The sequence below is a fragment of the Candidatus Thiodiazotropha endolucinida genome (assembly GCF_001715975.1).
GTDB lineage: Bacteria > Pseudomonadota > Gammaproteobacteria > Chromatiales > Chromatiaceae > Thiodiazotropha > Thiodiazotropha endolucinida.
Genome location: NZ_MARB01000026.1, coordinates 42,547 through 63,326, shown reverse-complemented (window position 1 = coordinate 63,326; position 20,780 = coordinate 42,547). Strand labels below are relative to the sequence as shown.

Genomic DNA, 20,780 nt, shown 5'->3' with positions numbered 1-20,780 from the left:
GTCGTTCATTTGGAATAACCAAACCTCTCTCCTCGCGTCTTGATTGGCGCTTTTTCAGGCACAACAGGGTGCATTGGATTAGTGTTAACAGGCCCTAGCGACATTTGACGGTTTGGTATTCAAATCAGGTCGTCAATTTAGGTAAAATGGAAACTTGTAATCTGCTTACACCATACCTTCTGAGTTAAATAAATATCCCGAATATAATTCCGCTTTTCAGGCCGTTTAGGCCTGCTAGAATCAGCCATTATGAGTAATCGAGAACAAACATCACACGAAGACGGTCTAGCATTACAGGAGGCAGTGCCAAAAGTCAAAAAACCTCCTTTGTATAAGGTTATTATTCTGAATGATGACTATACACCGATGGAATTTGTTGTTTTGGTTTTGGAAACCTTTTTTGACATGGACAGGGAAAAGGCGACCCGAGTGATGCTTCATGTTCATACCCGCGGTGTGGGTGTGTGTGGCGTGTTTACTAAAGACGTGGCTGAGACAAAGGTGTCACAAGTCAATGATTACTCTCGCAGCAACCAGCACCCGCTGATGTGCACCATGGAGGAGACATAAGCGGCGCTATATGGAGTTCCTGAGATGTTGAATAAAGAGTTGGAATTTACCCTGAACCAAGCATTCAAGAATGCCAAAGAACGACATCATGAGTTCATGACGGTGGATCATCTCTTGCTTGCCTTGTTGGACAATCCCACCGCTGTCGCGGTACTGCGCGCCTGTGGGGCGGATATCGAGAGCATGCGAAAGAATATCAGCAGCTTTGTTGAAGAGACAACACCACTGATTCCGGATGGGGATGAGAGGGAGATTCAACCCACCTTAGGATTTCAACGGGTGCTGCAAAGGGCCGTTTTTCATGTCCAATCCTCGGGTAAAAATGAGGTCACCGGCGCCAATGTGCTGGTGGCGATATTCAATGAACAGGACTCACAGGCGGTCTTTTTTCTGAACGAGCAAAATGTAAGTCGGCTGGATGTGGTCAACTATATCTCTCACGGCATCTCCAAGGTTGACGGCACGATTCAGGATGAGGCGCCGGCCGAACTATCCAGTGAATCCAAAGGGGATGGTCAGACAAGCCCGTTGGAGAGCTATGCCACGAATCTCAATCAACTGGCGGAACAGGGTAAGATCGATCCCCTGATCGGTCGTTTGCAAGAGGTTGAACGTACCGTTCAGATACTCTGCCGACGGCGTAAAAACAACCCGCTGCTGGTGGGAGAGGCCGGTGTAGGCAAAACCGCTATTGCAGAGGGATTGGCCAAGAAAATCGTTGACAAAGAGGTACCTAACGTACTTGCCAATGCCACTATCTATGCCCTTGATCTTGGGACGCTGGTTGCAGGTACGAAATACCGTGGTGACTTCGAGAAACGCCTGAAGGCGGTTCTTGCCGAGCTGAAACGGGAAAAGGATGTGGTTTTGTTCATCGACGAGATACATACCATTATCGGAGCAGGGGCTGCATCCGGTGGGGTTATGGATGCCTCGAACCTGATCAAGCCTGTGCTCGCATCAGGGGAGCTGCGCTGTATCGGTTCCACAACCTACCAGGAGTTCAGGGGAATCTTTGAAAAAGACCGTGCCCTGGCGCGGCGCTTCCAGAAGATCGATGTGGAAGAGCCCACCGTGGCAGAGACGGTGGAGATCCTGAAGGGCCTGAAGTCCCGATTCGAGGAGCATCACCATATCGAGTACACACAGGATGCCTTGAACAGCGCCGCAGAACTCTCCGACAAATACATCAACGACCGCCATCTGCCCGATAAGGCCATCGATGTCATCGATGAGGCGGGTGCGAATGTGCAACTGCAACCGCTGGAACAGCGTAAAAAGGTCATCGACGTGGATGAGGTCGAGGCTATTGTGGCGAAGATTGCGCGGATCCCACCGAAGAAGGTCTCCACTTCCGATACCGAGGCCCTGCGCAACCTTACACGTGACCTGAAGCTGGTCGTATTCGGCCAGGATCCGGCCATCGATGCATTGACAGCGGCCATACGCATGAATCGATCCGGACTGGTCAATGAAGGCAGGCCGGTCGGCTCCTTTCTCTTCACCGGTCCCACCGGTGTCGGCAAGACAGAGATCAGTCGTCAGCTGGCGAGGATCTTGTGTATGGAACTGATCCGCTTCGACATGTCCGAGTATATGGAACGCCACACAGTATCCAGGTTGATCGGCGCACCGCCAGGGTATGTCGGTTTTGACCAGGGGGGATTGCTGACTGAGGAGATTGCAAAGCATCCTCATTGTGTGTTGTTGCTCGATGAGATCGAGAAAGCACACCCGGATGTCTTCAATTTACTGCTGCAGGTGATGGATCATGGCACCCTGACCGACAACAATGGCCGCAAGGCGGACTTCCGCAATGTTGTGATCATCATGACCACCAATGCCGGCGCCCAGGAGATGAGCCGCTCGTCGATCGGTTTCACCAAGCAGGATCATAGCAGCGACGGCATGGAAGTGATCAAGAAAATGTTCACGCCCGAGTTCAGAAATCGTCTTGATGCAATCATTCAGTTTGCCGGCCTCTCACCAGAGCATATCGCTAAGGTGGTCGATAAATTCATTTTCGAATTGGAAGGGCAGCTACAGGAGAAACATGTCAACCTGGTGGTCGAACCGGAAGCCAGGGTATGGCTGGCAGAACATGGCTATGATCCGAAGATGGGCGCCCGGCCGATGGCAAGGCTGATTCAGGATGAGATCAAAAAGCCCCTGGCCGAAGAGCTGCTGTTTGGTAAGCTGGCCGGTGGAGGGGTGGTTAAGGTTGATGTCGCGGATGACAAGCTGCAGTTTGATATTGTCGGGGAGCAGGTACCCGATGCCACCCTGGACGATAACTGAATGTTCTCAACGGGCGCGATAGGTGATACGTCCTTTGGTCAGGTCGTAAGGGGTCAACTGTACAGTGACCTTGTCTCCGGTGAGGATACGGATGTAGTGCTTGCGCATCTTGCCTGAGATATGGGCTGTCACTACGTGACCGTTCTCCAGTTCCACGCGGAACATGGTGTTCGGCAACGTCTCGATTACCGTGCCTTCCATCTCAATAAAGTCTTCTTTCGCCATACTAATGCTCGATCATTTTAAAAAACCGGGCGGATTATAGCACAGCGCCCGAGATAAAAATCCGCCATTATCAGTATATTTGCGCATATAGCAAGTAGTTCCGCTTTTCCACCCCGATGCAGGGAGTTCGATGGCTATGTCAAGATCCGGGATCTGGCTGGCATCGCTTCATCACCCGGCAACGGATCGCTGCCCTGGCATTTTGCGGCACAATCTGGTGTATGCATATGGGGCAGCTGGGGTCGGTTGACACAAATACAGTCGGTAGTGTTGTGTTTTTTCCGTCAGGCAAGGAAGAGTGATTCAACTGTGGTTATTCTAAATGAGCGAATGAGAACGCTGTCGGGTGAAAAACAGCCTCACTCCTGCTGTCGTCACGGAGTTGATTGGTATTGTGCTGGCAGGCCGTAAATAAGTTATTGAAAGACATGAATTTAAATGGGCTTCTCTAGGGTTTGGCAGTGCTAGTAGGCTACAGAATCGCTGTATTTCTTCTGTAGACAAGTCAGTGGATCTTGATCGGTGATGAATTCTTTCCCGGTTGAGCAATCGAAATCATAAGGCATTAGAGGTTTTCTCAGGGTCTTTCTGATTCAGGGTGACTCATTGCATCTCAGGAGACAGGCAACATGAAGCTGAATGGCAACTGCAATCGGCGCGAACTGCTTCTGGACACTATTTCGCTTGTTTCACTATCGGTCCTGCCGGGTGCGGCTATCGCTGCTGCGCTAATACCCACACCTTATCAGACAGCCGGACCTTTCTACCCTACCCGTATTCTGTTGGACAATGATAACAATCTGGTCGATGTCGAGGGCAGGAGCCGTCCCGCCAGGGGGCAGGTCACGCACATTTTCGGCCGCCTGCTTGATTCCGACGGTCAACCCTTAACTGATGCCCAAGTCGAGATCTGGCAGTGTGATGCTTTTGGTTATTACCACCATTCACGTGATCGGGGGGGAGTTGCTGATCCGGATTTTCAGGGATTCGGCCGTACTGTCGTTGACGGTAACGGTGGCTATCGGTTTCGTACCATCCGTCCCGTCTCCTATCCGGGTCGGACACCGCATATCCACTTTCGTGTGATCGGTGACGGTATAGAGGGTTTCACCACTCAGATGTATGTGGCGAATGAGCCGGGAAACGACACTGATTTCATCCTCAACAGAGTGCGGAATCCACTATCCCGCGCCTCCGTAACCGTACCGCTCGATCCGGCACCGGAAATCGAGTCGGGTGCCCTGGCCGGCCGCTTTGATATCGTGTTAGGGCTTCATCCCTCCATGTAGCATGATAAGCAGCGTTTTTGGTACAGATTTTTAGCCACAAATGAACGCGAATAATTGCAAATATTCGCAAATAGGAAATCATAACTCATTGGATATCAATATCTATACTGTCTCAAATCTTGGGTTTGGCACGCTGTATGATGGTTCTGAAGGGGATATGTTCGGGTAGCGTGCCGTACATATAACTGTGGTGATGGGCTAATCGGCTGAGGATAAATGACTCTGCGATGGTTGCATCCGAAAACTGAATCAGCGTAGCAGCCTGCCAGAGCAGTGCCATGGTTTCGACAAATTGGCGCAGTGCGTATTCATTCTGGCTTTTCATCAACAGTTGTTGTTTGAATTCACCCAGCGCTTCGTCATAGAGATCAAGATGATTTTTTGCTTTCTCGAGTTCGATAAGAAAAATATCGAGTGTGTTCGGATTCTTCTCCAGGGCGCGGACGACATCCAGACATTGGATATTTCCCGAACCCTCCCATATGGCATTAATGGGTGACTCCCTATAGAGACGAGCGAGAACATTGTCTTCCACTACGGCCACACCACCTACCGATTCCATGGCTTCATAGGTATGCTGAGCAGCACGTTTGCATATCCAATACTTGCCGATAGCAGTCCCGATGCGAAACAGCAGGCGTTCATCATCACTATCTTTGTCCAGTGCGTGGGCCAGCCGCATGCTGATGGCCAGTGAGGCCTCCGCTTCAATTGCCAGATCGGCCAGGACGTTTTGCATCAGGGGGTGGTCTTGCAGATTTCGTCCAAAGGCTGTGCGTGCACCAGTGTGATGCAGCGCTTGCGCAGCCGCATGCCCCATGATCGCCGATGATCCGACCATGCAATCAAAGCGTGTCATGGCGACCATTTCCAGAATGGTCCTGACACCTCGGCCCTCCTCACCGATCATCCAGGCAAAGGCGCCGCCATACTCTATTTCTGCTGATGCGTTCGATACATTACCCATCTTGTTTTTCAAACGTTGAATATGGATGGCGTTTTTCGTTCCGTCCGGGCGCCAGCGCGGCAGCAGAAAGCAGGATAGACCGCTATCCGTATTGGCGAGCGTGAGAAAGGCGTCTGACATGGGTGCTGAGCAGAACCACTTGTGACCCACGAGTTCATAGCTTTCACCCGGACCGGGTGCGTCAATGGGGGAGGCCCTGGTGGTGTTGGCGCGGACATCCGAACCTCCCTGTTTTTCCGTCATCGCCATGCCGTTGGTCAAGCCCTGTTTTTCATAATAGGGCAGATTTCTCGGATCATAGAGAGCTGCTGTGATTTTCGGTATCCACGCTTGTGCGATATCGGGTTGATGTCTGATGGTGAGTATGGAGGAGAAGGTCATGGTGAGTGGGCATCCGCTGCCCGGGTCCGCTTGTGTGTGTAGATATTCGATCCCGGCCCTGACCACATGCGCACCGGTTTTTAGCACAACCCATGGCAGGTTATGGTGTCCCGCATCGATTGCCGCTGCCATTAAACGGTGATAGGCGGGATGGTATTTTATAAAATCGACGCGATGACCAAAGCGATCATGACTATGAAACTCGGGTTTATAGGCATTGGCGTCAAAACCCGCCTCTTGCAGCTCGTATCCGACAAGTTGACCGTATGCCTCTAGTCTCTCCTCTCCCCATTCCCCACCAAATGTTTTTATATAGTGCTGCAATATGGCGTCTGATCGGTAAGCGTTATATTTCTCCAGGGGGGGTGGCTGGTTCAAGACCTTGTGTGTATCGAACGTCACTTTACGTTGTTGCATAATTTGATCCTCTGCCATGGGAGGATGGGCATGAATCCAGATGATAATATGTCTATTCCGCCAAGGGATCTTCTCCCTGCCGCCAACTGGCCAGATATTTTTCGAAAAGATGGAAATCCTCTCCTTTATGCTCGGTAAAGGTGACGTAAGTATGTTGTTTCGGAATATCAAGAGTTTTATTCAATATCTCCATAAAGCCTAGCGCCAGGGTTCTTCGTTGCTCAATATTGCGACCGTCTCTGATATCTGCATTGATGACAGCAACGCCTTTTTCCGGTTCTTTAACGCGTCCAATTGAAAGATTGTGGGTACCGAGCTTACGAATCGAAACTGCAATATGATCTGTGCCTGTATCCATAACCTCGGCAAAAAGCGAGCACACCTGGGAAGCGATTGCCTGCTTCTCTATGTCTGTAATCATTTTGTTTACTTCAAATTGTAAATGCGGCATTAACCCACCTCATCTCAGTAGTCTTAAATGCTAACATCCGGTTTTGGCGAATATTTTGAATATAGGAAGAGAAGTGGAAAGTGGCAATGTGGCAACAAGACCTAGGAGGGTTTGATTGCCTACCTTCCTTCATTAGAGGGTATAGTCAATGCAATAGGGTAAGGCCCAAATTGTACAGTGCTGCAGAGTAAATAATTAAATCTGCGTTCATTTGCGGAAAAAATATTCGCGAGCATTTGCGGCTTGCTTTCACAATACCCCCCATAAGTAGGATGGGGGGAGTTGCTACAGGTTTCTGATTTTTTCCAGCTGTACGCACAGGGTTTCGAGGGCACCTTTGGCCTCCCCCAGTTTTTCGCGCTCCTTCTCTACCACGGCTTCTGGCGCTTTATCGACAAAGCTGGCATTGGCCAGTTTCTTTTCGATGCGGTCCACATCGGATTGCAGTCGTCCGGTCTCCTTTTCCAGACGCTTGATTTCAGCTTCCTTGTCGATCAAGCCCGCAAGCGGAATCAATACCTTCATCTCACCCACCAAAGCGGTGGCCGATTCAGGTCCTTGTTCGTCATCAGCCAGTACTTCGATAGATTCGGTTTTGGCAAGGAAGTCGAGATAATGTCGATGTTGCTCTGCCAGGGCACTGTCATGCTCACTGGCATCGGCCAGGAGTACCGGTACCGGTTTTCCCGGCGAGATGTTCTGTTCACCTTTGATCTTTCGAATGCCCAGGATGAACTGCATCACCCAGGCCATTTCAATCTCCGCTTCATCATCGATCAAGGATTTACGTTGTGTGGGAAAGGGTTGTTGCATGATCGTGGCCCCCTCCTGTTCTTCTCCGATGACACCGGCGATGGGGGCAACACGCTGCCAGATCTCTTCAGTGATGAATGGCATGATCGGATGAGTCAGGCGCAACAGATTCTCCAGTACCCTGACCAGGGTGCGTCGTGTTCCGCGCTTCGCTTCGTCAGATGCATTCTCGTCATTGAGTACCGGTTTACTCAGTTCCAGGTACCAATCGCAATACTCATTCCAGGTGAACTCGTAGATTGCCTGGGCGGCATGGTCGAAGCGGTAACCCTCAATGGCTTCCGTTACTGTCTGCTTGGTTTTTTGCAGGCGCGACATGATCCAGCGGTCGGCAACCGATCGTTCCAGTTTGGCGGATGGCTCGGAGTGACCGGTTGTTATCCCCTGCACGCCGCAATCCTGCCCTTCCACATTCATCATCACATAGCGGGTGGCGTTCCACAGTTTGTTGCAGAAGTTGCGGTAACCCTCGATACGTCCCAGGTCGAACTTGATGTCGCGACCTGTGGCGGCCAGGGCGGCAAAGGTGAAACGCAGGGCGTCTGTGCCGAAGCTGGGTATGCCGTCGGGAAACTCCTTGCGGGTCTGCTTTTCAATCTTTTTAGCAAGTTGTGGCTGCATCATGCCGCTGGTGCGCTTCTCCACCAGCTTTTCCAGTTCGATGCCGTCGATAAGATCGATGGGATCGAGTACATTGCCTTTGGATTTTGACATCTTGTCCCCGTGACCATCGCGGATCAGACCATGGATATAGACCTCATGGAAGGGGACCTCTCCCATGAATTTAATGCCCATCATGATCATGCGTGCGACCCAGAAGAAGATGATGTCAAAGGCCGTGACCAGGACGCTGGTAGGGTAGAAATCTTTGAGTCGTTCGGTCTGTTGCGGCCATCCCAGCGTGGAGAAGGGCCAGAGTGCGGAGCTGAACCAGGTGTCTAGGACATCCTCGTCCTGTTGTAGTGGATAGTCGTCATCAAGATTGTGACGAGCGCGGACCTCCGCCTCGGAACGACCGACATAAACATTGCCCTGATCGTCATACCAGGCAGGAATGCGATGCCCCCACCAGATCTGGCGGCTGATACACCAGTCCTGGATGTTGCGCATCCATTCGTAATAGGTGTTTTTCCAGTTATCGGGGACGAAGCGGATCTTGCCGCTCTCCACCGCTTCGATGGCGGGCTTGGCCAGGGGGGCGATCTTGACGTACCACTGATCCGTCAGGAAGGGTTCGATGACTGCTCCGGAGCGGTCTCCTCTGGGCACCACCAGTTTGTGATCATCGATCTTCTCCAGTAACCCCTGTTCCTCAAGATCGGCAACGATCTGCTTACGTGCATCATAGCGATCCATGCCGATATACTTTTCCGGCATCAGACTGCCTTCAGTCTCGCCATTTTCGCGTATCGAGGCATCCACGGTGAAGATATTGATCAGACCGCCGTGGATCTGTTCACTGATAGTGATCTCATCCCGGTGGCGCTGCCAGACCGCGTAGTCATTGAAGTCGTGGGCGGGGGTGATTTTGACGCAGCCCGTACCGAACTCCGGATCCACATGTTCTTCGTCGGCGATGATTGGGATACGGCGTCCGGTAAGGGGCAGTTCGAGCAGTTCACCGATCAGGTGTTTATAGCGTTCGTCACTGGGGTTTACCGCCACTGCACAGTCGCCGAGCATGGTCTCGGGACGGGTTGTAGCGACGATCAGATTGCCCTGACCGTTGGTCAGCGGATAGCGCATATGCCACATATGGCCATACTCTTCTTCCGACAGGACCTCCAGGTCGGAGACTGCGGTGTGTAACTTGGGGTCCCAGTTGACCAGACGTTTTCCGCGATAGATCAAGCCCTCCTCATAGAGCCGGATAAATACCTCCCTGACTGCATCGGAGAGTCCCTCATCCATGGTAAAGCGTTCGTGCTGCCAATCCAGCGATGAGCCTAGCCTGCGCAGTTGGCGGGAAATATTGCCGCCGGACTCTCCCTTCCACTCCCAGATCCGTTCGATGAATTTTTCCCTTCCCAGATCGTGACGTTTCTTGTTCTCCGCCTCCAGCTGGCGTTCGACCACCATCTGGGTGGCGATTCCGGCATGGTCGGAGCCCGCCTGCCACAGGGTTTTGTCGCCCTTCATACGGTGGTAGCGGATCAGCGTATCCATGATTGTGTTGTTGAATCCATGTCCCATGTGCAGGCTGCCGGTGACATTGGGTGGTGGAATCATGATGCAGTAGCTGTCACTGCCGGTCTGGCCTGGGGCGAAATAGCCGCGTTCTTCCCAGATTTGGTACCAGCGTTGCTCAATGGCGTGGGGGTCGTAGGTTTTTTCCATGGATCTCGTTAATGGTTCGGCAACAAAAAGGGAGTATTATACTGCTTGGTGCGAATGTGGGTAGTTATCGGGTGCTTTAATCATGCGGCAGACAAGGTAGTCGGGTTTTTCAGAATGAATTCGGTATGGGTCAGTTCAGATAATAAATAGAGGATATCTAAGAAAATGAGTCAAAAACGACATGTCTATGCATTTCACGAGGGAGATGGCAAGAACAAGAAATTGTTGGGGGGAAAAGGGGCAAACCTTTGTGAAATGACACAGTTTGGGTTGAATGTTCCACCCGGATTTGTAATCAGTACAGAGGCGTGTCTCGATTACCTGGCCAATGAATCCAAGACCCTGCCCGATAATCTGATGAATGGTGTGCGCACTCATATGGAGCAGGTCGAAGCAGCCACAGGCAAGGGTTTCGGTGATGCCGCAAATCCCCTGTTGGTTTCTGTACGTTCCGGTTCGGCAATGTCCATGCCCGGTATGATGGACACCATTCTCAATCTGGGGCTCAACAGTAATACCCTCGAGGGTGTGATCGAACAGACCGGGGATCAACGTTTCGGATATGATGCCTATCGCCGATTCATCCAGCTGTTCGGCAAGGTTGCACTGAGTGTGCCGGATGAGGCCTTTGATGAAGAGTTTGAGGCGGTTAAACAAAATGCCCATGTCACCGAGGACGTAGGACTCTCTGCGGATGACCTGAAGGAGATCTGTGATCGCTTTCTCAAGGTCTTCGAAAAGCATACCGGCCGGCCGTTTCCGGAAGACCCCTATGATCAGCTGGAGATCGCTATCAAGGCAGTATTCGGCTCTTGGATGGGCAAGCGTGCCGTCGATTACCGGCGTCAATTCAATATCACCCCGGACATGGCCAACGGCACGGCAGTAAATGTCTGTACCATGGTGTTTGGCAATAGGGGGAATGATTCAGCCACCGGGGTAGCCTTCACCCGCAACCCGGGTACCGGTGAGAACAAGCTATTCGGCGAGTATCTGGTGAATGCCCAGGGAGAGGATGTAGTAGCCGGTATCCGTACCCCCAAGCCGATTGCCCGTCTGGCGGAAGAGATGCCGGAAATGGCGGAACAGCTCGAGGAGCTGCGTCAGAAACTGGAGAGTCACTACAAAGAGGTGCAGGATTTCGAGTTCACGATCGAACGCGGCACCCTGTACTGCCTGCAGACGAGGAACGGCAAGATGAACGCCACCGCCATGGTGCGCACCTCCGTGGAGATGGTCGAGGAGGATTTGATCAGCAAGGAGCAGGCGTTACTGCGGATCGACCCCATCTATCTTGAACAGATGCTCTATCCCCGGTTGAACAATGAAAACAAGGCTGAACCAGTGGCTCAGGGTCTGCCTGCATCGCCCGGTGCAGCCAGCGGATTGGCGGTGTTCGACGCTGACCGGGCGGAGTTGATGGGCAAAGAGCAGGGACAGAAAGTGATTCTGCTGCGAGAAGAGACCAAGCCTGAGGATATACACGGTTTCTTCGCCTCGGAAGGGATACTCACCAGTCGTGGCGGTAAGACCTCCCATGCGGCAGTGGTGGCACGGGGCATGGGTAAGCCCTGCGTGGCCGGTGCAGAGGGAATAAGTGTCGATGTGCAGCGCCGTGAGGCCGTGGCCAAGGGCACTGTAATCCGCGAGGGCGACATGATCACCATCGACGGTAGCAGCGGTAACGTCTTTCTGGGACAGATTCCCATGGTCGAGCCCGATTTCACCGAAGAGCTGAACCGGCTGTTGAGATGGGCCGATGAGGCCGCTTATCTGCGTGTGATGGCGAATGCGGATACGGCGACAGATGCCGGCCGGGCACTGAAGTATGGCGCCATGGGGATCGGTCTGTGTCGAACAGAACGGATGTTCAATGCGGTCGACCGCCTGCCGGTGGTGATCGAGATGATCGTTGCTGAGACACCTGCTCAACGCCAGGCCGCCCTGGATAAACTACTGCCGATGCAACGCAGCGACTTCAAGGAGATTCTCGAAGTGATGTCGCCCAAACCGGTGACCATCCGGCTTCTCGATCCCCCCATCCATGAGTTCTTGCCCACTGAGCAACAGCTGTTGAGCGATCTGAACGAATTGCACCATCTGCGTAATTCGGTGCGCGGCATGAATGTGCTCGCCGGCAGCATGATGTTGCTACAGGACCCGGAACTTGCCAGACAAGAGGCCGATTCACTGCGTCATATGGTGGATGAGAGCCTGGTGGAGCAGGCGATCGAGAAAAAAGAGACGATGCTGCGCAAGGTGCGGACACTGACTGAGACCAATCCCATGCTGGGGCATCGCGGTGTCCGTCTCGGCATCACATTCCCCGAGATCTATAGCATGCAGATCCGTGCCATCCTTGAAGCGGCAGCGGAGTGTGCCGCCAAAGATCTTGAGGTGCATCCCCAGATGATGGTACCCCAGGTCTGTACCGCCGAGGAGTTGAAGCGTGTCAAGGCGATGGTGGATGAGATTCGCGTCGATGTTGAGGCGAAATATGGGCAGAAGATCAACTTCCGTTTCGGCACCATGATTGAAGTGGTGCGGGCCTGCATGCGAGCCGATTCACTGGTGGAGGAGGCGGAGTTCTTCTCCTTCGGCACCAATGATCTGACTCAGGCAACCTTCTCTTTCTCCCGTGAGGATGCCGAGAACAAGTTTCTGCCGATGTATAACCAGAACGACATTCTCAAGGACAATCCCTTCGAGGTGCTGGATGAGAAAGGTGTCGGCAAACTCATGCAGCTGGCTGTGGACTGGGGACGCCAGAAAAACTCGAAATTAAGCGTCGGTATTTGTGGCGAACATGGCGGTCATCCCAGCTCGATCGCGTTCTGCCATCGTGCCGGGCTCAATTATGTCTCCTGCTCGGCTCCCAGGGTGCCGGTCGCCAGATTGGCGGCTGCCCATGCCAGTCTCCAACAGCAGTAGATTTGTATTCTAAGGGCCGGGGTAATCTCCGGCCCATCTGGTCAAGATATCGGCCAAACAGTCGACATAATCCTAAGGAAGATAAAGAAGTACTGGAGTGTACCCGAAGGAGACTCTTGGCTATTCCTGTCGTGGCTCAGAGAGAACCTCTCCAAGCCTTCCAGATAGATTCCGGTCATTCACTAGTCTTCCCCGGGACCTGTTAACAGGTCTTGCATCTCGCGATCTATCGGGATGAGGTGGCCGTCAAGTGGATTGAATACAGCCACCCTACCGCCAACCGCTGGAATTCAGGTGTATTGGTGACGGGTTATTTACGTTTTAAGGAACATAGACAACGGTCGATTCCAGCCTTTCTGATCTCTACGATACTCTGGCTGGGAGTAGCGATTGCCTTTGCTGAAAGCATCGATCTGACGGATGAGGTCGTTTCCTGGGCGAAGCAGAATTTTGGTGATCAGGCGGGGGATCGGGTCGAATCCTGGCGCCGATTGATGCTGGAAAGCAGTCATTTTGATGAAATCGAGAAGTTACAGCGTGTCAACGACTTCTTTAATCAAATCCCCTACCAGTCCGATGCCGATCTGTGGGGCAAGGAAGATTATTGGGCAACCCCATTGGAACTGCTGGTGCGAAAGGGGGGAGACTGTGAGGATTACTCTATCGCCAAGTATTTCACCTTGAAGGAGATGGGTGTGGCGGAAGAGAAGTTGCGCATTATGTATGTGAAATCGGTCAAGTTGAATCAATCCCACATGGTGTTGACCTACTATCCTCAACCTTCCTCCATACCCAAGGTGTTGGATAATCTCAATCCTCAGTTGCTGTCAGCCAGCAACCGCCTCGATCTCACACCGGTATATAGCTTCAATGCCGACGGATTATGGCTGGCGAAAAGCCTGGGTAGGGGAAAAAAGGTTGGTTCTTCAACCCGGCTTAGCCTGTGGCAGGAGCTAAAACAAAGAATGCAGCAGGAGGCGAAGCGTTGATAAGAAAATACGCAACATACACAACATACACGGCTGATTACGAATTAATGGTTCCAATAGACCATCGATGCTGTCATCATCGATGGGTATAGGGTGAAAAGATCATGACGTTGTCGCGACAATTGATAATTTTGATCACTGTACTGCTGGTACTGGTCTTCGTCGGTACCTTCTATATCAGTGTACAAAACACACGTGCCTATCTTGAATCACAATTGGAGTCCCACGCACAGGACACGGCAACATCTCTGGGTTTGTCGATTTCAAAGCATATGGCTGAAAAGGATCTTGCCACGGTCACATCCATGACCGATGCGATCTTCGATCGGGGATATTACCGTCTTGTTGTAGTACAGGATATGCAAGGGGCGCCACTGGTTGAGCGCAAACTGGCAGTCACACTAGAAGGCGTGCCTCCGTGGTTTATTGAACAATTTCCTCTCAGCACGCCGATAGGTGAGGCTATCGTAATGTCGGGATGGGTACAGGCCGGAAAAGTTGTCGTGCAGAGTCATCCCGGTTTTGCCCATCGACAATTGTGGCAGACTAGTGTCGAAATCTTCAGGTGGTTTCTGGTCAGTGCCTTGGTGGTCCTGCTTTTGGGTTTACTCTCCTTACAATTGGTGCTCAAGCCTTTGAGGCAGGTGGAGCAACAGGCGAATGCCATCGTCAATCGGGAATTTCCAATAATTGAGACACTACCCAGGACCTTGGACCTACGCCGCATCGTCCTGGCAATGAATCGGATGTCCACAAAGGTCAAGGGGATGATCGAAAGGCTGGAACGGTTGACCGAGGGCCTGCACCGCCAGGCATCCCGCAATCCGGTTACCAATCTTACCAATAAACGTTTTTTCAACAACACCATTAAAAATCTGCTGGCATCGCCAGAGGAGTGCTCCAGTGGTTTACTGGCACTGATAGAACTCAAAAATCTCAAGGAAATAAATGAGAATCACGGTTATCAGGCCGGTGATGAACTGCTGAAACAGACCGCGGAGGTACTGCGGTCGGTAAGCAAGTCGCTAAACAAAAGTTATCTGGCACACTTGAGCGGCGGAGATTTTGCACTGTTTCTCGAAGATATGGGCGTGGTCGAGGCAGCCAAACTGGGCCCGGCTTTGTCTAGCGCGCTGTCCGGACTTGCCGATACCAGCCATGCGCTCAGCCAGGATGTGGGGCATATTGGATTGGCCGCATACAACGGCTCTCAGAATCTTTCCGAATTGTTCTCGCAAGCGGATATGTCACTCCGTACCGCACAAAGCGAAGGCCCAAATTCATGGCATCTCTACATGCCCGGTGAATTGGATAATTCCAGTGTCAAGGGGGCGACCGATTGGCACACGACTATAAAAAGCGCATTGGCATCCGATAAATTTGTCCTGCAGTTCCAGCCGGTGTTTGCCTGTCGGGATAATACGATCCTTCACCATGAGGTCTATGTGCGAATCAAGGAGGAGAATGAGCGGTGTGAAGCTCAACTTTTGTCCGCAGGTTTGTTTATCCCCCATGCAGATAGACTCGGTTTGACGCCTGAGATCGACAAGATGGTGATCGTAAAAATTCTTGAACGATTACGGAAAGAGATTGACGACAATACCCATTATGCCATTAATATCTCTCCCATATGTTTGAAAAACAATGCATTTTTTGCCTGGCTTGAACGGCAGCTGGATGATAATTCGGAGATTTCACAGCGATTGATCTTTGAGATGCCGGAGTATGGCGCTGTGTCGCAGCTGGATGACGTAAACCGGTTTATTCAATTGATCAAACGCTATGGAGCGGCCTTTTCCCTTGACCATTTTGGCCGTAGCCATAGTGCATTCGGCTATTTAAAGACAATAAAAGTTGATTTTCTGAAGATCGATGGCAGCTATCTCAGGGAACTTCAGGCAAGTGCAGAGAACCAGTTTTTTATTGAGGCATTGGTCTATATTGCGCACGGACTGGAGATAAAAGTGGTAGGAGAGAACGTGGAAACGGAACAGACTTGGGAAATTCTGCAGCAACTCAATCTGGTGGGTGGGCAGGGCTACTTTTTAGGCAAGCCGGTGTAATCGTCAATGCCAGGTAATCCTCTATCTGTTCTGCAACACCAAGAAACTTAAAGAATTTACTTCATGTGACGCTAAGGAATTAAAGGAGTTCGTCATCGTCGACGAGAAGTGGATCACCGGGCTGAAATACTGATCGAATCTGGTTTCGCATCAAGATTTTTTGCTGGGCGGCGTTAGGCAGATCGGTGAACATAATCAGGTTTTTCTGAATAAGCAGCTCGATCAGATCCTCGACGATGCGGATCATCCCTGTATCGGTCTCAGAGAGTAACTTTTTCGAAAGAGTGGTGGAACTGTTGTTGAATATAAATCCGATAACCTCGTCATCTGTGGCACTTACCTCCTCATCGGCGCCAGCAGAAGGGGTGTCCGAGAGATTGATGATATTGCCATCATTATCACGTTTCGCATACAACATAGAGATTCCTCGACAATTAATTTTTTAGATCCTGGCAGTCATCTATTTAAAAGCAAGTGTCACGATACAATCCATGTCAGATATTAAAGCACAACAACAGCAACAGGATGTGATAGAGGAGTGGAAACACCCAACAGATGGATCTGCATTTGATGATCCGCTACTGGATTGTCTGGTTTTTCTAACCCGCTATTATGGGCGTGTTCACTCACATGATGCCTTGCGTGCCGGATTGCCGCTGGAGAATCATCGCCTGACACCTGAACTTTTCCTGCGTGCGGCTGAACGTGCTCAACTCAGTGCAAGGATTGTTCGGCGTTCCATACAAAAAATCAATTCCCTGGTGCTCCCCGCCGTATTGTTGCTCAAGAACAGGCAGAGTTGTGTCTTGATGGAGCGTAGTGCAGATGGCAATCAATTGACCATAATGCAACCTGAGAGTGGGGAGGGTACACATCAGATAGCCATCGATGACCTTGAGCAGCAGTACTCGGGATATGCAATCTTTATCCGCTTGGAACATCGCTTTGATGACCGGACTCCAGAGGTTTTGAGACTAAACACCCGCCATTGGTTTTGGGGAACACTGGTAAAATCATGGCGAATCTACAGAGACGTGCTTGTCTCGTCACTACTTATCAATTTGTTCGCCTTGGCAAGTCCCCTATTTATCATGAACGTCTATGACCGAGTGGTGCCGAACAATGCAATTGAGACGCTATGGGTGTTGGCGATTGGTATTTTTATCGTCTATTCCTTTGATATAGTTATGCGGAGTCTCCGTGGTTACTTTATTGACGTTGCCGGGAAAAAGTCGGATATTTTGCTTTCTTCCATGCTGTTCGAACGTGTTCTCGGTATTAAAATGGCGGCACGTCCACCTTCTGTTGGTGCATTCGCCAATAATCTGCGTGAATTTGAAAGTATCCGGGATTTCATTACCTCGGCTACTGTTGTGACCCTGGTCGATCTGCCCTTTGTTTTATTGTTTATCCTGGTTATTTGGTTTATTGGCGGGCCATTGGTATATGTGCCTGTAGTCTGTATTCCAATCGTGATTCTCTATGGGATACTGATCCAGTCTCCACTCAGGCGATCGGTTGAAGCCACGTATCGTGCATCGGCACAAAAGGGAGCGACATTGATCGAATCCTTGACCGCAGTCGAAACCATTAAGCATCTTGGTGCCGAGAGTGAAGTGCAGCGAAAGTGGGAACAGCTGACTGGTCACATCGCACAGTGGGGGGTTCGTTCACGTTTGCTGTCTGCTTCGGTTTCCAATGTGGCAACTTTCTTTCAACAGATGTCACAGGTGGGAATAGTGGTCCTCGGGGTCTATCTGATTGCTGAAGGAGAGCTCAGCATGGGGGCCTTGATAGCCGGAGTGATTTTGGTGGGACGAGCCATGGCTCCAATGGCACAGGTGGCTAATCTTGCTGTGCGTTACTACCAGGCGAAGACCGCGCTCGGAAGTCTCAACAGTGTGATGGAATTGCCTGTTGAACGACCGGAAGGAAAATCATTTCTCAGCCGTGAGCAATTCCAGGGTGATATTGAACTGGATGATGTCACATTCACCTATCCTGGTGAGGAAAAGGCGACATTGAGAAATGTCTCCATGTCGATTTCGTCCGGTGAGAAGGTCGCCATTATCGGTAAGGTGGGTTCCGGGAAGACCACAATCGAAAAGCTTATGCAGGGGCTTTACGATCCTGATTCCGGCGCAGTGCGTATTGATGGGGCTGATCTAAGACAGGTAGATCCTGCAGATCTCCGGCGCAGTATCGGTTACGTGCCTCAGGACATCATGCTCTTTTATGGCAGTGTCAGGGACAATATTGTTCTAGGTGCACCCTACGCGGATGACAACGATATTCTACAAGTGGCACAAATTGCCGGTGTGATGGATTTTGTCAATCAGCACCCACATGGTTTTGATATGCAAGTGGGAGAGCGGGGCGAACATCTATCAGGAGGACAGCGTCAGGCCATAGCCATAGCACGAGCTCTTTTACTCGATCCTCCTGTACTGATGTTGGATGAGCCCAGCAATTCGATGGATAACAGCACCGAGGCGATCCTGAAACGTCAACTTTCCAAATATGCAGAGGATAAGACCTTGATTCTGGTGACCCATCGTTCATCATTGCTCGAACTGGTGGATCGACTGATCGTTATCGATGGGGGCAGGGTGATTGCCGACGGCCCTAAAGCGCAAGTGCTTGAGGCCTTGAAACAGAGCCGGGGTGGCAATTCCGCCAAGCCGGCAGAGGTTTCTAAATGAATGGCGTAATTTCAGATGCCGAGACACTTGAATTGAATGATGGATACTGAGTCTCAAACAATAGAAGTCGAAAGACAGGCAGATCCTTTGTCGTTTAGGTCTGAAAAACCAGGTAATGGCGACAACGATTTCATGGATGATAAGACTGCCGCACTGCTGGTGCAGGCCCCTCGGGGTGGGCGGACTATTTTGTGGGTGGTGTTTTTGATAGTCATTTTGGCCATCGCTTGGGCCAGCTGGGCCGAGTTGGACGAGGTGACAAGGGGAGCCGGCAAGGTAATTCCCTCCAGTCAGATACAGGTTATTCAGAATCTAGAGGGGGGAATACTTTCTGCATTATACGTACAGGATGGAGATACTGTTGAGCAGGGGCAGGTTCTGCTACAGATAGATGACACACGATTCTCCTCTTCCTTGAGGGAAACACAGTTACAGTTCTGGGCGTTGAAAGCCAAAGCCGCCAGGCTACAGGCGGAGACCGACAGTAAGGCATTTGAGGCGCCGTCGGGTATGGCTGAAAAGTATCCAGCTTTGGTAGATCAGGAGCAGGGCTTGTTCAATTCACGACAGAAAGAGTTGAAGACCAATCGTTCAATTCTGTCCAAGCAGGTTGAGCAGATTAAACAGGAGATAAGAGGACTTGAGGTAAAAAGTGTAAGATTGAAACGGAATCTGTCATTAGTGACCAGAGAGTTGGACCTGTCAAAACCGCTTCTGGATGCAGGTGCCATTTCGGAAGTTGAAATCCTGCGGCTTGAAAGGGAGGTCAGCGAACTGGAAGGGGAACTCGAGACAGCTAAATTGACTATTCCTCGTATGAAATCCCGCCTGGAAGAGGCAGAACAGAAGGTCTCTGAGATTTTAATTCGTTTCAAAAATGAAGCACATGCTGAACTGAATGATGTACTTGCGGAACTCTCCAAGCTTAAGGAGACCAGCGTAGCGTTGGAAGACAGGGTAACCCGTACCGCGGTCCGTTCACCTGTGAAGGGTACGGTCAAACAGGTCATGATCAACACTCTGGGTGGTGTCATACAGCCTGGTATGGAATTGATGGAAATTGTGCCATTGGACGACTCTTTGCTTGTTGAGGCCAAGGTCGGTCCAAAAGACATTGCATTTTTACATCCAGGCCAGAAAGCGACTGTAAAACTGACAGCCTATGATTTTGCCATCTATGGAGCGCTTACGGGTAAAGTTGAGCATATCAGTGCCGATACTATCAAGGAGGAGCACGAACAGGAGAGTTATTATCTTGTACGGGTAAGAACCGATAAAACAGACCTGGGTACCCAGGAGAAGGCATTGCCGATCATCCCCGGAATGCAGGCAGAGGTCGATATTCTTACCGGGAAAAAGAGTGTTCTCGAATATCTTTTCAAACCATTATTGCGCGCGAAAGGCAGGGCACTGAGAGAACGATAAGGTGATGCAGTTATCGATCAATCCTAATACTGACGAGATTTCAGGTATTGGTTCAGATGGGAATGAAAATCGCAATGCTGATGTGAGCGGCGATTCACAACAAAAGGTCATTCCCATCACCAATAAGATCCTGCTTTGCAGCCCGGATGAAGGCATTGCGAAACGCTGGCATGAATCACTGAGTGAGGTAGGGGAACTAACAGTCGTATCATCCCGCGAAATGCTGATCAGCAACCTGAAAACTTATCAGACCGATGTGGTACTCGTTGATCTGGAACTGTTCAACAAGGACTACCGGGAAATTCCACAGTTGCTCTGCCAGCGATTTAAAGATGTCGCCTTTATTATTCTTTCAACTATACCAAATGATGAGGAAGGGCTCTACCTGATCTCACATGGTGTTAAAGGGTACTGCAATCGCTATATCTCCAAGGCGCTTCTGGTCAAGGCTGTTGAATTGGTGCGGATGGGAGAAGTATGGGTGGGGCGAAGCCTGTTATTCAAGCTGATGAGCAGGTTGAGCTCGGTAAGTCCGCCCAAGGATGAAGATCAGGCAAGGGAATCGGATAGAGAATCAACACTGTCAAAGCTAACTGATCGTGAGCGTGAGATAGCGCAACTAGTAGGTTCCGGAGATAGTAACAAGGTGATTGCCAAAAAACTCGACATCACTGAAAGAACTGTCAAAGCCCATCTCAGCTCTATTTTTAGGAAAACATCGACTAAAGATCGCCTCCAGCTTGGCCTGTTGATCAATAGTTGATCGCGGCTTCCATAAATTACAAAAAATATTCAATTAATTCAAAAAGATACATATTGTACCAAGGTACAATAGGCGAGCTGATGATTTTTTACGAAAATTATCCCTGATAGGGTGACCAGGTGTATCTGCCTGATACTCGTAGCAAACTAAATTGATCTG

Annotated in this window: 14 protein-coding genes; 9 read left to right on the top strand and 5 right to left on the bottom strand. The window is 50.8% G+C overall.

The window, feature by feature from the left end; all coding sequences use genetic code 11:
* The first annotated feature begins 249 nt into the window (after positions 1-249).
* Positions 250-570 carry an ATP-dependent Clp protease adapter ClpS gene (clpS, locus tag CODIS_RS17605; RefSeq protein ID WP_069127526.1) on the top strand — a complete coding sequence of 107 codons (321 nt, stop codon included), beginning with the start codon at positions 250-252 and terminating at the stop codon, positions 568-570.
* 24 nt (positions 571-594) lie between these two features.
* Positions 595-2,868, top strand: coding sequence for an ATP-dependent Clp protease ATP-binding subunit ClpA (gene clpA / locus CODIS_RS17600; RefSeq protein ID WP_069127523.1), 2,274 nt, complete (start codon positions 595-597; stop codon positions 2,866-2,868).
* A 6-nt stretch (positions 2,869-2,874) separates the two neighbouring features.
* Here clpA and infA read toward each other — a convergent pair whose 3' ends face one another.
* Positions 2,875-3,093: a translation initiation factor IF-1 gene (infA, locus tag CODIS_RS17595; RefSeq protein WP_069127521.1), complete on the bottom strand. Its 219-nt coding sequence runs from the start codon at positions 3,091-3,093 to the stop codon at positions 2,875-2,877.
* Between the two features lie 629 nt (positions 3,094-3,722).
* Between infA and CODIS_RS17590 the strand changes: the two genes are divergently transcribed.
* Positions 3,723-4,382, top strand: a complete 660-nt coding sequence (locus tag CODIS_RS17590; protein WP_069127517.1) for a dioxygenase family protein — start codon at positions 3,723-3,725, stop codon at positions 4,380-4,382.
* A 112-nt stretch (positions 4,383-4,494) separates the two neighbouring features.
* Here CODIS_RS17590 and CODIS_RS17585 read toward each other — a convergent pair whose 3' ends face one another.
* From CODIS_RS17585 to CODIS_RS17575, 3 genes are all read right to left on the bottom strand, one after another.
* Complete coding sequence (locus tag CODIS_RS17585; protein WP_069127543.1) at positions 4,495-6,147, bottom strand: acyl-CoA dehydrogenase family protein; 1,653 nt, start codon at positions 6,145-6,147, stop codon at positions 4,495-4,497.
* A 52-nt stretch (positions 6,148-6,199) separates the two neighbouring features.
* Positions 6,200-6,598, bottom strand: coding sequence for a tautomerase family protein (locus tag CODIS_RS17580; protein ID WP_069127515.1), 399 nt, complete (start codon positions 6,596-6,598; stop codon positions 6,200-6,202).
* A gap of 285 nt (positions 6,599-6,883) precedes the next feature.
* Positions 6,884-9,748 carry a valine--tRNA ligase gene (locus CODIS_RS17575; protein WP_069127512.1) on the bottom strand — a complete coding sequence of 955 codons (2,865 nt, stop codon included), beginning with the start codon at positions 9,746-9,748 and terminating at the stop codon, positions 6,884-6,886.
* Positions 9,749-9,913: 165 nt separating this feature from the next.
* Between CODIS_RS17575 and ppdK the strand changes: the two genes are divergently transcribed.
* The 3 genes from ppdK (at position 9,914) to CODIS_RS17560 (ending at position 15,731) form a co-directional block, all read left to right on the top strand.
* Positions 9,914-12,679, top strand: a complete 2,766-nt coding sequence (ppdK, locus tag CODIS_RS17570; RefSeq protein ID WP_069127509.1) for a pyruvate, phosphate dikinase — start codon at positions 9,914-9,916, stop codon at positions 12,677-12,679.
* A gap of 212 nt (positions 12,680-12,891) precedes the next feature.
* Complete coding sequence (locus CODIS_RS21445; protein ID WP_235615272.1) at positions 12,892-13,668, top strand: transglutaminase-like cysteine peptidase; 777 nt, start codon at positions 12,892-12,894, stop codon at positions 13,666-13,668.
* A gap of 104 nt (positions 13,669-13,772) precedes the next feature.
* Positions 13,773-15,731 (top strand): EAL domain-containing protein, encoded by a 1,959-nt coding sequence (locus CODIS_RS17560; RefSeq protein ID WP_069127507.1) that lies wholly within the window; start codon positions 13,773-13,775, stop codon positions 15,729-15,731.
* Between the two features lie 79 nt (positions 15,732-15,810).
* Here the strand turns inward: CODIS_RS17560 and CODIS_RS17555 are convergent, their stop codons facing one another.
* Entirely contained in the window at positions 15,811-16,149 is a 339-nt protein-coding gene (locus tag CODIS_RS17555) for a hypothetical protein (protein WP_069127504.1), read from the bottom strand.
* A 73-nt stretch (positions 16,150-16,222) separates the two neighbouring features.
* Between CODIS_RS17555 and CODIS_RS17550 the strand changes: the two genes are divergently transcribed.
* The 3 genes from CODIS_RS17550 (at position 16,223) to CODIS_RS17540 (ending at position 20,621) form a co-directional block, all read left to right on the top strand.
* A complete protein-coding gene (locus tag CODIS_RS17550) occupies positions 16,223-18,433 on the top strand; it encodes a type I secretion system permease/ATPase (RefSeq protein ID WP_083220873.1) in 2,211 nt (736 codons plus the stop codon).
* Positions 18,434-18,565: 132 nt separating this feature from the next.
* A complete protein-coding gene (locus CODIS_RS17545; protein WP_069127536.1) occupies positions 18,566-19,858 on the top strand; it encodes an HlyD family type I secretion periplasmic adaptor subunit in 1,293 nt (430 codons plus the stop codon).
* 4 nt (positions 19,859-19,862) lie between these two features.
* Positions 19,863-20,621 (top strand): response regulator transcription factor, encoded by a 759-nt coding sequence (locus tag CODIS_RS17540; protein WP_154723190.1) that lies wholly within the window; start codon positions 19,863-19,865, stop codon positions 20,619-20,621.
* The last annotated feature ends 159 nt before the right edge of the window (positions 20,622-20,780 follow it).